Consider the following 14,053-nt stretch of genomic DNA (forward strand, 5'->3'; position numbering starts at 1 on the left):
TACGTGCGCCGCCATTGCGGCGCGATCTGCCGAGTGACAGGAGGAGAACCGATCAGGGTAAATGCGGACTGCCGAACCCGTTCCGGAAGCGCGATACTTGTCGGAAAGCGAGCGCTTAGTTATAACAAGATTATGGTTATAACGTGCGCTTGCCCTGCGCGCCCGCGGGGTTTGATCTCCTGTTCGCGTGGGGGGATATCACTCGCAGAATCAGGCACAACACTCGGGGGATTGCGGTAACCGATGCGTCGTATCCATGGCATCGTTTACGGACTGCCGAACCCGTTACGGAAGCGCGATACCTCTCGGGAAGTGAGCGCTTAGTTATAACGAGGTTATGGTTATTTTCGGTGACAGAAACGTACCTACTGGGACACATTACAAAGATGAAACAGGAACAGAGTAGCCGCGTCGCACCTGCTGCGGCCCCCGGTCTCTCGAGGAATCTCGCAGAACGTGCGCTGGCACTGCGCGCCCGGGGGGTTCCTCCGGAAATACTTGCGGCCACCAAGCGCGCAATCATGAACGCTTTGGGCGCTGCCGCGCTTGGTAGTCATCGTTCGGCTATGACCGCCGCGATTGGTTACGCCTCCGATCAGTCAGCTGGAATCAGTGGCGGCGCCCTCATACCCTGGCGTTCGAATCGCCTTTCGGTCGCCGATGCTGCGTTCATCACCGGAGCGATGATTCACCTGGAAGATTTCGATGACTCGTTCTTTGCGGCCCGGATCCATCCCACCGCGGCGGTTTGCGGCGCCCTACTTCCATTTGCATACGACGCGAAGTGCACTGGACAGCAGTTTCTTGAGGCGGTGAGCATCGGCACGGAGGTGGAAATAGCTGTAGGTCTTGGGCTTGCCCCGACGGCTTACGACAGAGGTTTCCACCTGACCAGCGTGGCAGGGGGGATCGGTGCGGCCGTGGGGTGCGGCCTCATTCAGGGATTGGGGGTTGACAAGCTAGAAGCCGCCATTGGAATAGCGTTGGGTACATCCGTCGGCTATACGGTGATGTTTGGCAGTGACATGAAGGCCTACGGAGTGGGAAACGCGGCGCGAGCTGGAGTCGTCGCGGTTGGCCTTGCCGCGAGAGGTTTCACCAGCGCTCCTGATGCCATCGAGGGCCTCGGCGGCGTTGTTTCAGCGATGTGCGACGACGCGGACGACGCTGTGGCGCGGATGGCTGCCGCTATCGGTGAGCTTGGAACAACGTGGCGTATCCCAGGCATCGTTCTGAAGCGCTGGCCGACAGGCCACGGCATGCATGCGCCGCTCGACGCGGCGGAACGAATGATTCGGCGTCGTCCTGAACTTCTGACGGCGCGGCTTACCAAAGTCGTCCTAAGTGTACCAAGCTGGTTCGCCGGCATGAAGTGGGCCCAGGACAAGGTTGATGCTCCAGCGAGCTACCTTGAGGCGAAGTTTGATATCCCCTACTGCGTTGCAGTCATGCTGACACACGGCGACTTCCGTGCCTCGCACCTCTATGAGCAGTTTCGCTCAGACCCCCAAGTTGACGAGAAAAGGAGGCTGATACGCATCGTGTTCGATTCAAAGATTGCGCTGGGCCAAGCGCTACTCGAAATCGAAGCAGACGGGCTCGGCTCTGAAAGCGAATTCGTTGAGCGGTGCGTAGGATCACCTCCCGACGTGGCCCTTACGGACGAGGACTTGGAGGCGAAACTTCGCTCCAGTGTTCTGGAATCGGTCCCGGCAACTTCCGGCCAGACGAATACAGTCGATCGCATCATTGAGGCCGTCGCCGGCTTGGACTCGGCCAGTCAAACCACGGAACTCAGCGAGCTCCTTGCCATGGCGGCGGGCCAATGATGATCCACAGCGGCGGTCGTGAGATCTTGAGCACTCCGGCGACACGCCGGCTAGGGACAACGTGTCCCGCTATCGCAGCTAGCCTTAATGATCTCCTTCAAAAAGACTGGAGGACTTGATGCAATTTCTCGACGTAGCCAATATTGATGTTGTAGGCGGTAGCTGGGCGCTGGACGAGCGATTTTCAGCCGACGGCTACTTGTTCTTCCGTGGTCTGCTTGATAAAGCATCTATAGCCCTGGTCCGTGACGCCTACGTTGCGGCGCTGCGCCAACGGCAACTTCTGGGGCTTGACTCCGATACACACTGGACGGGGAATCGGCCTTCTGACTACAAGAGCCGACTTAATGAGCTTCACAACGATGGCGTCTGGCAGCGCTTCGTCGCGTCTCCGCCGGTCAACTCGGTGTTAACGAAGATCCTTGGCGATGAGCCCTGGTGGATTCCGGTGTCTGAGTATCGTGGCGTTCTGCCCGCGGAGGGCAGTGATGTTAGAAGTCATCTTTATGCACACCAGGACTCGTACTTCACTGGAAAACTTGGTTTCAGAACGCTGTGGATTCCATTGAATGAGATCGATGATCGGATGGGTGGATTAGCCCTCGCGCCCGGCATGCACAAGAGGGGGCTTTTACATGATATTGCCAACCCACCCAGTTACAACATTCCATCGGATGCGGTACCTGAGAGTGCCTGGAGGGCTGGGCCATATAGTCCGGGTGACCTCGTGATGTTCCACCAAGACATGCCGCACAGTGGCCTCGTCAATCGGTCAGACGGCATTCGAATGTCAATGGATTTGCGATGCCAACGCAAGAGCGATCCTCATCCGATCTTGGGTACGCTCACAGGTCTTAATCAGAATGAGCTAACCATTCAACTAAACTCCGCCGAGAGTGTCCGATTGGCGGTCGATGAGACGACCTACTTCTGGAACTTCGATGGAGGTCCTCGGCTGACGCCGGAAGAGGCAGCTACCGTCATGCCACCGGGTAGCCAAATTGTGGCAGAGCGCAATGGAGCCGTTGCAGCAGTCGTGCGGCTGAACTCGTCGGAAAGGGCACGGCGGAGTTTTCAGTGATGGATATCCAGATCGCCCAGAGCGCAGTCGAACTTCGTGGGGTATCCCACACATTCGAGAGTCGGGACTCCAGTACAGAGGTTTTGCGAAATCTGAATCTGAACGTAAACAGCGGAACCTTCGTCAGCATTGTGGGCCCGAGCGGGTGCGGCAAGTCGACTCTACTGAATTTCGTGCTCGGAGTGGAACGGCCAACTGCAGGAATGGTGTTCCATGGCGGAAAGGTGGTGACGAGCACGCAGTCGACGATGGGCTTGGTTCCGCAGGACGACCGGCTGATGCCGTGGGCCACGACGTTCGACAATGTGGCGTTGCCGCTCAAAATCAGAAAGTGGCCTTTGGCGCGGATTCGACCGGCGGTCACCGAAGTGCTACGTAAGGTGCGGCTGGAGGGGTTCGAGTCACATTACCCGCATCAGCTATCAGGGGGCATGCGCAAGCGGCTGGCGATTGCGCGGACGCTAGTCTATGAATCAGGCGTGCTGCTGATGGATGAGCCGTTCGGGAATATTGACGCGCAGACGCGGATCGACTTGCAGCGGGAACTGCTCGAGCTGTGGGAGCATACACGGCCGGCCGTGATTTTCATCACGCACGACTTGACCGAGGCAATTACTTTGTCGGATGAGATCATCGTGTTATCAAAGCGGCCTGCGCAATGCATAGCGCGCATTAAGGTCGGAATCCCACGGCCACGCGACCCGTCCCGTATTCAACTGGACATCGGCTTCAAGGATTGTTATGCCGAGCTTTGGAACGCCCTGCAACGGGGAATGGTATGAGTCTAGCGACAATGCAGTCGGTCGAAAAAAAGCCCACATTGCGGCGCTCCCGGTCGTGGCTGGTGCCGCTGGCGCAGGTGTCGATATTCCTCCTCTTTATGGGTATCTGGGAATACATCGCGCGCAATTATGTACGCGAGTTGTTCCTTCCTGCGCCGTCGAGGATTTTGTCCGCACTACCCGAGAACTGGGACGGTATCCTGCGAAACACCTGGATCACCGTGAGCGAAGCACTGCTGGGATTTCTGATTGGCGGGGTGACTGGTTTTACCACTGGCCTGATTCTAGGTCGATCTTACTTAACCGATCGGATCGTGGCGCCGTATTTTAACGCGTTGTACTCAGTACCGAAGATCGCGTTGGCCCCGTTGTTCCTGCTGTGGTTTGGCATTGGCATGTCCTCGAAGGTGGCGTTGAGTGCTTTGCTGGTATATTTTTTAATGCACTTCAGCACGTACTCCGGTGTAAAAAACATGGATGAACGGATGCCGCGGACCGTGGAAATCATGGGCGGCAGCCGCTGGCAGGTGTTTCGCTACGCGATCGTGCCGTCTGCGCTCCCTTGGGTGATCTCCGGCATCAGAGTGTCTTTCCCTTATGCGTTCATCGGCGCCATCACCGGGGAATTCATCGCCTCCAATCGCGGCTTGGGTTACATGATCACGTGGTTTCAGGGGACTTTCGAAACACGCTCGATGTTCGCCTACTTGACCGTGCTCGTCACCATGGTTTCTTTGATCAACGTCGGCCTCGGCAAACTGGAGCGCCGTCTGATGCGATGGAAGGCGACTGATGCTCGCGGCCGGCCCACGATCTGAGTCACTTCGCCGCCTGATGTATAGGACGACCTTAATAGGGAACCCGCCGGGGAGCTCCTATCGGTAGCTTGAAGCCGCCTTAAAGGAAAACTTGGAGTCGAACTGTGGATTGCAATTGAAGACCATCTGTATTAACCCCCGCTGTCTTGATATCAGGGCGACGTGTCAGCTCCAAAAAGCGACGAGTGGGGGCGTTAAGTCTAGAACGCACTATCCTCATACGGAGGTATCGCCATGCCGCTAGTTGGAACCAGGGAAGTAGCCCAGGCAAATCGTCGAGGACGTCAATTTTCATCCAAGCCTGGAGAGCCCAATTCAGGCACCGTCATGCGCAGCGATCTGATCCCTCCCGTTGGCGAGAGCGGGGACCCGCTTCCCAACTGTAAGCTTATTGAGCAGGAGCCTCACTCGGTAATCCGTGCTCATTTCCATATCGTGAACCAATTCCAGGTTGTGGTTGCGGGAGAGGGCACGTTTGGCCGGTTCGTCGGACGGCCAATTACCGTGCAATACAGCAGTGCATATACCGGCTACGGTCCGATAACTGCATCAGCAAAAGGCTTGCACTACATGGTCTTTCGAAGCGGCATTGACCATGAGGCCCGTTACATGCCCGAATCGCGGGACCAGTTGCGAGGTGCGCCCCGGCACAAGATGGGCGGCCCAGTTGCTCCCTTCACTTCCGGCGGTTCCGGCAATCCTCTCATGCTCACTGAGCGGGACATCTTCGCGCGTGAAGCAGACGGCATGGCAGCGTCCCTAGTTTGGCTGCCGCCAGACTCCGACTTTACAGGATCGGCCCCGCTAGACGGTGGAGGGCAGTTCTACTACATCGTTTCGGGTACCACGTGTTTCAACGGGCAAGAGCTGAAGGAAGGCGCGGTTGTTCATATGGGAACGGATGAAGATCCTGCGAACTTTATCGCCGGCGCCTCAGGAACCGAATTGCTCTATCTGCAATTTCCGCGGTAGACGGCACAAGGGAGAATTTGAGATGAGATTATTGCGGCTAATTCGCATATTGTGCTTGGCGCTGACCATATTCACATCGGTGACGATGCCGGCATCTGCGCTATCGACGGTCGCAAACAAAAATTTCAGCCTCCGAGTCGCAGTGGGGGGAGTCAGCATGTTATTTCTGAATTATTTTTGGGCGCTCGACAACGGCTATTTCCAGGATGCGGGGATCAACGTTACTTCAATCATGGCCAAGAACGGCCCGATGGCGTCGCAGGCTGTCGCCTCGGGCGACGCTGATGTCGGGATAGATAGCGTGGCGCGCGTATTTACTCTCCGCGCCAAGGACACCGACGTGGTGGCGTTTGCGGTCTTGAATGTGGGGGTCGAGCAGAGGCTGGTCCTTAGTACGGAGCTGTTGAAATCGCTGCCACCAAATCCGTCCTTCGATGAAGCCGTCAAGGCGATGCGCGGCAAGACAATTGCGACTTCCGGGCCTGGCACGACGCAAGACCTTCTCCTCCGCCACCTCTTGAGATCCCGCGGTTTGAATCCCGATCAGTACCTGCACCTCGTCAGCGTGGCGGTGTCGCCGGCGTTGTACATCGAAAATATGCGCAACCATGCGATCGATGGCTTGATGACCGGTGAGCCGATCATTTCAGAGGTCGTCAAGTCCGGAGCTGGAAAGGTGGTTTTCAACGCGCTGCGTGATCTGCCCCCGGCAGATCGACTGCCGTATATGGTGGCCTTCGCGTCGGGTCCGGTTGTCGCGACGAAGAAGGAAGCGCTGGTCGCGTTCAATCGGGCGATTGATCGAGCGAACGCTGCGCTCAAAGCAGCGGGCTATGAGGGCTCCAAATCGATTCTCAAGAAATACTGGCCAACGTTCAGCGAAGAGGGCCTTCGCGCGGGATTCGAGCAAATGAACTGGCCGCTGTCGGCAAGTCTGGATAAGGCAACGATGCAGATGACCGCCGATTGGCAGGTTAAGAACGGAATCGTCGATAGGCGAGTAAGTCCGGTCGAGTTGGACAAGTCTTTTGTGGAGATCCAATAAATGCCTGATGACGCCGTATAGGCGCGGAAGGCGTTGTCATGCCATTTATTCTTGCAAGCAATGCAACCATGGATCAACCAATGTTTAGGGTCACCGTGGCGAGGAAGCGAACCGAAGCGCTTGCCATCCAAACTTTCGAACTGGTGCCGTCGGCGGGCCTGCCGTTGCCCAGTTTCACCGCGGGTGCGCACATCGATGTGAGAACGCCGACAGGTGTCGTTCGACAATATTCGCTGTGCAATGACTCCCAGGAGACACATCGTTATTTGATAGCAGTCCTGCGGGATCCGATGTCGCGCGGAGGATCGGTCGCCATGCACGAGCACCTGCAAGAAGGCGATTCCCTGCTTATAAGCGCGCCAAGGAATCATTTTCCACTCGAGCCTGACGCTAAACGATCACTCTTGTTCGCCGGAGGAATCGGCATCACTCCGATCATTGGCATGGCCGATCAGCTCGCAAGACTTGGAGCACAATTCGAGGTGCAGTATTTCGCGCGTACACCTCAAAGAACTGCCTTCATGAATCGTATCGAACATTCTCCATTTGCAAATCGGGTATCGTTTCATTTCGAGGACTCCTCAAACGCGCACCAAAGCGAAACTCGGCGAGTCCTTGCTTCGCCTGCCCCCGATACCCACCTTTACGTTTGCGGACCAGAAGGGTTCATGCGGTTCATCACTCTGAACGCTAAAGAATGCGGATGGGAAGAGTCCAATATTCATCAAGAGCATTTCGGAGGAGCGGTATTCGCTCGGGAGAGCGATCGTGCTTTCGAGGTTTTGATAGCCAGTTCTGGCAGGGCGTATACCGTTCCGCCGGGACAGACTGTTGTCGAGACGCTTGCAAAAGCTGGGATACAAATTCCGATAGCCTGCGAGCAGGGGGTGTGCGGGACATGCTTGACTCGAGTGCTAGAGGGCGAGCCGGACCATCGTGATGCGCTGTTGACACCGGCGGAGCGGGCAAGAAACGATCAATTCACGCCCTGCTGCTCACGCGCCAAGAGTGCACGACTGGTACTTGATCTATGATTGGAGGACCACACATATGCCTATCCATTGTGGTCCATCAGACTTTCGTTCGGGTGGACCATCATGACGCCGCTGATTTATCTGAAGTCCATAGTGCCCTCCACCGCGGTCCGCGTCGCGCCACTGCCCGGCAAGCCAATACGACGCATGCTGGTGGTGGCCATGCGCGCATCCGAAGGCGCAGACCGGCTCGGGCGGATCAGGACGGCCGCCATCACCGCCCAGCGTGACGTCGTCCAGCCGCAGATCGAGGAGCCGACCTCTTCAGCTGCCGTGGACCACGGTCTCTCAAGGAATCTCGCAGAACGTGCGCTGGCATTACGCGCCCCGCGCATATCCTGAACAGGCATTCAGAATTCAAACTCGTTCGAAAGGTCTGCCATGGACGACGGGAACAAGGCGCGCCGGCGCGCGCTGCGGGCCGCGGCGGGTGCCGCACTGTCCGCGACGCTGCCAGGCATCGCGAGGTCGCAGGCACGGCCCGACCCGGAGTGGGACAAGGTCGTCGCCGCGGCGCGCAAGGAAGGCCGCGTGACGGTCTACACCTCGCAGCTCACGCCGGTGGTCACGCGCTTCCAGGAGGCGTGGAAGAAGGCGTACCCGGACATCACGCTCGAAACCATCCGTGTACCCTCCGGCCAGCTGATATCGCGCATCGAGCAGGAACGCACCACGGGCTCCGACGGCTGCGACGTGTTCATCAGCCCCGAGACACTCTGGTACCTCGCGCGTGCGAAGGAAGGCCGCCTGCTGAAGCTCACCGGCCCCGCGGGGAAGGCGTGGCCCGCGAAATACCTCGCAGAGGGCGCGATAGCCACCGTGAGCTTCGATCCCTTCGTGATCCCCTACAACAAGACGCTCGTCACCGCAGCGCCGAGGTCGTATGCGGACCTGCTCAAGCCCGAGTTCAAGGGCAAGATCGGCGTGCCGGAACTCATCTCCACCACCATCACCGGCTGGTGGGAGTGGGTGGAGCGCAGCACCGGCAACGACTGGCTGGTGAAGCTGAAGGCGCAGCACCCCAAGTTCTACACGGGCAGCACGCAGCTGAACCAGGCGATCGTCTCCGGCGAGGTCGTCGCGTCGCCGTACGCCATCGCCGCGTCCACGAAGCCGATGATGGAGCAGGGCGCACCCATCGACTTCGCGTTGCCGAACCCCGGCTTCGCGTTCGCGTATGAGATGGCGGTGCTCGGCTGGACGAAGCGTCCCAACGCCGCGCTGCTGCTCGCGAACTACGTCATGTCGGCCGAGGGCCAGACGGTGTGGCACGGCAAGGGCGACAGCGCGAGCCCGCTGCCGAACGTGCGCGGCGCGATCCCGTCGCTCGGCATCGATCTGTGGGACCCGGCCAAGTATCCGCCGGACGTCATCGACAAGTACAAGGCGCACTGGACTCGGGTGATGAAGTGAGCATAGTTCGACCACGAATGGTCGCGCATCGTCACCGAGATGGACAACGTGATGATGTGCCGCGTCACGATGAACGTGCAGCCGCTGGACCTCGATGCGGAATTCACTGCGGCGTCGGAATTCGGCAAGCCGCTTGTGAACAGCCTCTACACGCTGGGCCTCATGATCGGCATGAGCCGGACTGGGCGCGCAAGACGCCGAGGTACGACCCCGACGCGGTGATCCTGGACCTGGAGGATTCTGCGCCGCCCGAGCTGAAGGCGGATGCACTTCGCATGGCGAAGGAGAGCGCCGTGTTCCTGAAGCAGGCCGGCATCGCTGCCTTCGTGAGCATCAATGGCCTGGAGGAGGGCGGCATCGTGGAGCTCGCCGAGCGCACGCTGGCAGAAGGCCGCAGGTACGGCATCGAGATCGGCACAGGCGGAGGCGCGGCATGAGCGCGGAACGCTCGGCGCCCTCCGGCATCGCGTGGTGGGGCAACGGCGGCCTCATGCGCCGCGAGGTGGCCCCGCAGCTGGGCTGGCTGCTGATCATCATCGTAGTCGGCTTCGCGGTGGCGTGGCCCGTCGTGCAGGTGCAGGTGCGGGCGTTCGCGGAGGGCGGCTCGGCATTCGCACGCATGATGCGCATGCCGCGCATCGGCGACACGATCTGGACCACGGTGGTGCTTGCGGTCGCGTCGAGCGTGCTGGCCGTCGTGCTCGGCACGCTGCTCGCGTGGTGCGCGTCGCTGCTGCCTCGCAGCGTGCGCAGGGCGGGTGAGCTCGCGCCGCTGCTGCCCCTGATCGTGCCGGCCGTCGCGGCGATCACGGGGTGGATCTTCCTGCTCTCGCCGAAGGTCGGCTACCTGAACATGGCGCTGCGCAAGCTGCCGCTGGTCTCGGGACTCACCGAAGGCCCCTTCGACATCTACACCATCCGCTGGATCGTGATCATCACGGGGCTGCTTCTCAGCTCCTTCGTCTACCTCTTCGTGCACACCAGCATCACGAACATGGGGCAGGAGCTGGAGGCGGCCGCGGCGGCGTGCGGCGCCTCGCCGCTGCGGCGGCTCTTCACCGTGACGCTTCCGCTGCTGCGGCCTTCCATCATCTTTTCGACCGGCGTCGTGTTCCTGCTCGGCATGGGGCAGTTCACCGTGCCGCTGTTGCTCGGCCGCACCTCGCGCATCGACGTGATCACAACGGAGATGTTCCGCCTCACGCTGGATTACCCGGTGGATTACGGGCTAGGCGCTGCGCTGGGCTTCCCCATCCTCGTCGCGGGGCTGCTCGTGGTGCTAGGGCAGAAGATCGCGCTCGGCGAGCAGCGCCGTTTCGTCGTTGTCTCCGCCAAGGCGAGGTACGACGCACGCCAGACGCGCTGGTCGGCGGCAGCGGTGATCGGCTTCTACATGCTCGTGACCACGGTGCTTCCCCTGCTCGCGCTCGCGTACGTGTCGCTGATCCCGTTCTGGACAGGCACGCTCGACCTGCAGGCGTTCACGCTGCGCCACTGGAAGTCCGTGCTGGGCAACGCGGTGCTCGTGGAGGCAGTGTGGACGAGCGTGAAGGCTTCGCTCGTGGCGATCCTCGCGCTGATCCCGCTCGGCTTCGCCATGGCCTTCGCCCTGCTGCAGGGCACGCGCATCCCGCGGCCCTTCCGGCTCGCGATCGATGCGCTCACCACCTTGCCGATGGCGGTCCCCGCGTCGCTCATGGGCTTCGGCCTGCTGTTCGTCTACACGAAACCGCCGGTGCAGATCTACGGAACGACGGCGGTGCTCATCGTCACCTACGTCACGCTGATGGTCGGCCACTCCGCGCGGCTGCAGTTCACCACGCTGGTGGCGACAGGCAAGGAATTCCTCGAGGCGTCGAAGGCCTCGGGTGCCGGGCCGGTGCGCTCGCTCTTCCTCGTGCTGTTGCCGATGTGCCGACGCGGCATCGCGGCCACGGCGGCGCTCACGTTCGTGCTGCTGTTCCACGAATTCAGCGCCTCGCTCATGGTGCGCTCCGCGCGCACGCAGGTGATCGGGAGCGTCATGTACGACGTGTGGACGGGCGGCCTCTATGCGGAAGTGGCGGTGCTCGCGCTCATCATGGTGCTCGTGACCATGATGGGCGTGGTTGCGGCGGTCTGGGCCGGAAGCGGCGATGGCAAGGAAACGTAATGCACGAACTCAAGGTAGAACAACTCCAGAAGACCTACCCCGGTCGCGAGCGCGTCGCCGCCGTCGACCGTGTCGACCTGGAGGTGGAGGCCGGCGAAATGCTGGTGCTGCTGGGCCCGAGCGGCTGTGGCAAGACAACGCTGCTGCGTTGCGTCGCCGGGCTTGAGGATGCACAGGCCGGCCGCATCACGCTGCAGAACAAGGTCGTGTTCGATGCGGCGCGGCGGCTGAACGAGCCCACGCACCTGCGCGACATCGGCATGGTGTTCCAGAACTATTCCCTGTGGCCGCACATGAGCGTGCAGCGCAACGTGGAATATCCGCTGCGTGCGCGCGGCGCGAGCCGGCAGGACTGCGAGAAGGCCGCCGCGCGCGTGCTGGAGATCGTGCAGTGCGCGCACCTGGCCGATCGACTGCCCGCGATGCTGAGTGGCGGCCAGCAACAACGCATCGCGCTTGCGCGCGCGCTCGCACCGCGGCCGAAGATCATGCTGCTGGACGAGCCGCTTTCGAACCTCGACGCCCTGCTGCGCGTGGAGCTGCGCACGCACCTGCGTGCGATCCATCGCACGGTCGGCTTCACCGGCATCTACGTCACGCACGACCAGGTGGAGGCATTCAACCTCGGCACGCGCGTGGCCGTGATGAAGGCGGGACGCATCGAGCAGCTGGGGAGCGCGCGCGAGGTCTACGAGCGCCCCGCCACCGAATACGTGGCGCGCTTCCTCGGTATCCGCAATGTCATTTCGGTGCAGCCCGAAAACGGCTGGGAGAGCGACGCGGGCCTGCTGCAGGGAGACCTCCCGGGCCTGGCTCGCCATCGCGGCCCGGTGCGGATCTACGTGCGGCCCACTGCCATTGCGCTGCTGGCCGACGGGGCAGCCTCCCCCAAGGGAGACTGTATGTCGCTCGCGAACGGCCGCGTGCTGGACGCGCTCTATTCCGGCTCCGAGGTGGACTACGTTGTCGACGTGAATGGCGTCAGCTTCCATGCGAGCCTCAAGGCGTACAAGGCAACCTTCAACGCCGGCGACCGCGTGCGCGTCGCGTTCTCGAATGCCGATGCGCTCGTCTACGCGGGTGAGCAGCTCGTGCCCCGCGAGGAAACGAAGGCGGTGCAGGAGGGGGAGGTTGCCGCCGGAGTGCGACCCGCCGCAGACTAATTTCATCTGGATACCTAAAGGAGCACAGCCAATGAACACACGACCCTGCTACGAGCTGCTGGCCACCGACATCCGCGACATGGGCGTGGAGCGCGTCTTCGGGCTCATGAGCGACGACACCGCGCGATTCGTCGCGACGCTCGACGCCACCGGCGTGAAGTTCCACTGCGCGCGCCACGAGAGCAACGTGTGCGCAATGGCCGAAGGCTATGCGAGTGCGAGCGGCAAGCTCGGCATCGCGGTCATCGGCCGCGGCCCGGCTACCGCGAACGCGATGCATGGCGCGACCTATGCGAAGCGCACGGGTTCGCGCGTGCTGCTGATCTTCGGCGAAGCGCCGCTTGCCGCTGCGCCCGGGCGGGCGATCGGTCCCGATGGCAAGGCCTTCGAAAGCGCCGCGGTGCTGCGTGCCGCCGGCATCCCCGTCTACTGCCCGAGCGATGCGGCCCATGCGCGCCAGCTGCTGCAGGACGCCGCGGCTGCGACGCTGCGCGAAGGCGCGGTCGCGTTACTGCTGCCGGGGGACGTGCAGCTGCAGGCCGTCGATGCGGATGCAACGCGGCCGCAGCAGCACGAGGCCGCGCAGCAGAAACCCATCGCACCGCGTGCCGCTGCGATCGACACGGCCGCGGTCTTGCTGCTGCGCGCGCGAAAGCCGCTGGTCCTGGCGGGGCAGGGCGCCTGGAGGAGCGGCGCGCGCGACGCGCTGATCGCCCTCGCGGACCACACGGGCGCGGCGCTGGCGACCACCCTGAAGGCGCGGGGCCTTTTCAACGGCCATCCATTCAACTGCGGCGTGATGGGCTCGTTCTCCCACGCGGCCGGAAGGCGCCTCATCGAGGAGGCCGACCTCGTGCTCTCCTTTGGCGCGGGGCTGAACGACCGCACGACGAGCCAGGGCCACGCGTTGCCCGCGGGCGTGCCCATCGTCCAGGTGGACACGCAGCCTGCAGCACTCGGCCGCTGGCAGCCGGCGGACGTCGCCATCCTCGCCGACGCGCGCCTGGCTGCTGAAGCGCTGCGCGAGAAGCTGCCGCGCCGCGCCGAGACCGAGATGCCGCTGCGTGATCCTCAGTTGCAATCGCTGCTGGCGCAGTACCGCCCGGAGAGCGAATTCCACGACCAGCCCGCACACACTCCACGCACCGTGGACCCGCGCATGCTTGCGGTCGCGCTGGACCGCATGCTGCCGCGCGATCGCAACACGGTGTACGACTCGGGCAACTTCATGCAAGTGATCCAGTACCTCGACGTCACTGGCCCCGACAGGATGAAACACACTGCCGATTTCTCCTCGATCGGCATGGGCTTCGGCACGGCGATGGGCTATGCGCTCGGTGCGCCGCAGAGGCCCACGGTGCTGTTCCTCGGCGACGGCAGCCTGCTCATGACGCTCGGCGAACTCGAGACGGTGGTGCGCGAAGACATCCCGCTCGTCATGGTGGCGATGAACGATTGCGCCTACGGCGCCGAGCTGCACTACCTGAAGCGGCTCGACCTGCCCGTGGCGATGTCGGTCTTCCCCGATGTCGACTTCGCGCCGGTCGCGCAGGCTTTCGGATTCGAAGCGGCGACCATCCGCACGATGGCCGACCTCGAGAAGATGGCAGCGGTGCTTGCGAACCCGCAGGGCCCCGTGTTCCTCGATTGCAAGATCAACGCGGCCATTGCCTCACCTTCCAGTTCTGAAAAGAAGTAGGTTCCTTCCATGCGCATGCAACTCTCCGCGCTCCGCCGCTGCGCCTGCGCGGCTTGACCTCCGGC

At 61.7% G+C, this 14,053-nt stretch carries 13 protein-coding genes and 1 pseudogene; all 14 read left to right on the forward strand.

Going from position 1 to position 14,053, the window contains the following annotated elements:
• The first annotated feature begins 386 nt into the window (after window positions 1–386).
• The 14 genes and pseudogenes from J3489_RS06330 (at window position 387) to J3489_RS06395 (ending at window position 13,988) form a co-directional block, all read left to right on the forward strand.
• On the forward strand, window positions 387–1,829 hold the full coding sequence (locus J3489_RS06330; RefSeq protein ID WP_206996854.1) for an MmgE/PrpD family protein: 1,443 nt from the start codon (window positions 387–389) through the stop codon (window positions 1,827–1,829).
• Between the two features lie 118 nt (window positions 1,830–1,947).
• Window positions 1,948–2,910, forward strand: a complete 963-nt coding sequence (locus tag J3489_RS06335) for a phytanoyl-CoA dioxygenase family protein (RefSeq protein ID WP_206996855.1) — start codon at window positions 1,948–1,950, stop codon at window positions 2,908–2,910.
• On the forward strand, window positions 2,910–3,692 hold the full coding sequence (locus J3489_RS06340) for an ABC transporter ATP-binding protein (protein WP_206996856.1): 783 nt from the start codon (window positions 2,910–2,912) through the stop codon (window positions 3,690–3,692). The genes J3489_RS06335 and J3489_RS06340 overlap by 1 nt, the downstream gene beginning before the upstream one ends.
• A gap of 11 nt (window positions 3,693–3,703) precedes the next feature.
• A complete protein-coding gene (locus tag J3489_RS06345; RefSeq protein WP_206996857.1) occupies window positions 3,704–4,510 on the forward strand; it encodes an ABC transporter permease in 807 nt (268 codons plus the stop codon).
• 327 nt (window positions 4,511–4,837) lie between these two features.
• Window positions 4,838–5,482: a hypothetical protein gene (locus J3489_RS06350; RefSeq protein ID WP_206996858.1), complete on the forward strand. Its 645-nt coding sequence runs from the start codon at window positions 4,838–4,840 to the stop codon at window positions 5,480–5,482.
• Between the two features lie 157 nt (window positions 5,483–5,639).
• A complete protein-coding gene (locus J3489_RS06355) occupies window positions 5,640–6,527 on the forward strand; it encodes an ABC transporter substrate-binding protein (RefSeq protein ID WP_206996859.1) in 888 nt (295 codons plus the stop codon).
• A gap of 68 nt (window positions 6,528–6,595) precedes the next feature.
• Window positions 6,596–7,561, forward strand: a complete 966-nt coding sequence (locus J3489_RS06360; protein WP_206996952.1) for a PDR/VanB family oxidoreductase — start codon at window positions 6,596–6,598, stop codon at window positions 7,559–7,561.
• 63 nt (window positions 7,562–7,624) lie between these two features.
• Window positions 7,625–7,903 carry a hypothetical protein gene (locus J3489_RS06365; protein ID WP_206996860.1) on the forward strand — a complete coding sequence of 93 codons (279 nt, stop codon included), beginning with the start codon at window positions 7,625–7,627 and terminating at the stop codon, window positions 7,901–7,903.
• A 39-nt stretch (window positions 7,904–7,942) separates the two neighbouring features.
• Entirely contained in the window at window positions 7,943–8,974 is a 1,032-nt protein-coding gene (locus tag J3489_RS06370) for an ABC transporter substrate-binding protein (protein WP_206996861.1), read from the forward strand.
• A gap of 21 nt (window positions 8,975–8,995) precedes the next feature.
• A pseudogene (locus tag J3489_RS06375) lies at window positions 8,996–9,196 on the forward strand (MaoC/PaaZ C-terminal domain-containing protein); the annotation flags it as partial.
• Window positions 9,193–9,411: a hypothetical protein gene (locus J3489_RS06380; protein WP_206996863.1), complete on the forward strand. Its 219-nt coding sequence runs from the start codon at window positions 9,193–9,195 to the stop codon at window positions 9,409–9,411. The pseudogene J3489_RS06375 and the gene J3489_RS06380, both read left to right, overlap by 4 nt.
• The gene (locus tag J3489_RS06385) at window positions 9,408–11,126 is read left to right on the forward strand and encodes an ABC transporter permease (RefSeq protein ID WP_206996864.1); all 1,719 of its coding nucleotides are present in this window, start codon (window positions 9,408–9,410) and stop codon (window positions 11,124–11,126) included. The genes J3489_RS06380 and J3489_RS06385 overlap by 4 nt, the downstream gene beginning before the upstream one ends.
• The gene (locus tag J3489_RS06390) at window positions 11,126–12,289 is read left to right on the forward strand and encodes an ABC transporter ATP-binding protein (RefSeq protein WP_206996865.1); all 1,164 of its coding nucleotides are present in this window, start codon (window positions 11,126–11,128) and stop codon (window positions 12,287–12,289) included. Before J3489_RS06385 ends, J3489_RS06390 begins: the two co-directional genes overlap by 1 nt.
• A 31-nt stretch (window positions 12,290–12,320) precedes the next feature.
• Complete coding sequence (locus J3489_RS06395; RefSeq protein ID WP_206996866.1) at window positions 12,321–13,988, forward strand: thiamine pyrophosphate-binding protein; 1,668 nt, start codon at window positions 12,321–12,323, stop codon at window positions 13,986–13,988.
• Window positions 13,989–14,053 lie beyond the last annotated feature (65 nt).

This window comes from Trinickia mobilis (genome assembly GCF_017315705.1).
GTDB lineage: Bacteria > Pseudomonadota > Gammaproteobacteria > Burkholderiales > Burkholderiaceae > Trinickia_A > Trinickia_A mobilis.

Coding starts and splice junctions, on each gene's coding strand:
- J3489_RS06390 (WP_206996865.1), top strand. CDS start 11,126: ATGCACGAACTCAAGGTAGAACAACTCCAGAAGACCTACCCCGGTCGC.
- J3489_RS06350 (WP_206996858.1), top strand. CDS start 4,838: ATGCGCAGCGATCTGATCCCTCCCGTTGGCGAGAGCGGGGACCCGCTT.
- J3489_RS06385 (WP_206996864.1), top strand. CDS start 9,408: ATGAGCGCGGAACGCTCGGCGCCCTCCGGCATCGCGTGGTGGGGCAAC.
- J3489_RS06340 (WP_206996856.1), top strand. CDS start 2,910: ATGGATATCCAGATCGCCCAGAGCGCAGTCGAACTTCGTGGGGTATCC.
- J3489_RS06345 (WP_206996857.1), top strand. CDS start 3,704: ATGCAGTCGGTCGAAAAAAAGCCCACATTGCGGCGCTCCCGGTCGTGG.
- J3489_RS06360 (WP_206996952.1), top strand. CDS start 6,596: ATGGATCAACCAATGTTTAGGGTCACCGTGGCGAGGAAGCGAACCGAA.
- J3489_RS06370 (WP_206996861.1), top strand. CDS start 7,943: ATGGACGACGGGAACAAGGCGCGCCGGCGCGCGCTGCGGGCCGCGGCG.
- J3489_RS06330 (WP_206996854.1), top strand. CDS start 387: ATGAAACAGGAACAGAGTAGCCGCGTCGCACCTGCTGCGGCCCCCGGT.
- J3489_RS06355 (WP_206996859.1), top strand. CDS start 5,640: ATGTTATTTCTGAATTATTTTTGGGCGCTCGACAACGGCTATTTCCAG.
- J3489_RS06365 (WP_206996860.1), top strand. CDS start 7,625: ATGACGCCGCTGATTTATCTGAAGTCCATAGTGCCCTCCACCGCGGTC.
- J3489_RS06395 (WP_206996866.1), top strand. CDS start 12,321: ATGAACACACGACCCTGCTACGAGCTGCTGGCCACCGACATCCGCGAC.
- J3489_RS06335 (WP_206996855.1), top strand. CDS start 1,948: ATGCAATTTCTCGACGTAGCCAATATTGATGTTGTAGGCGGTAGCTGG.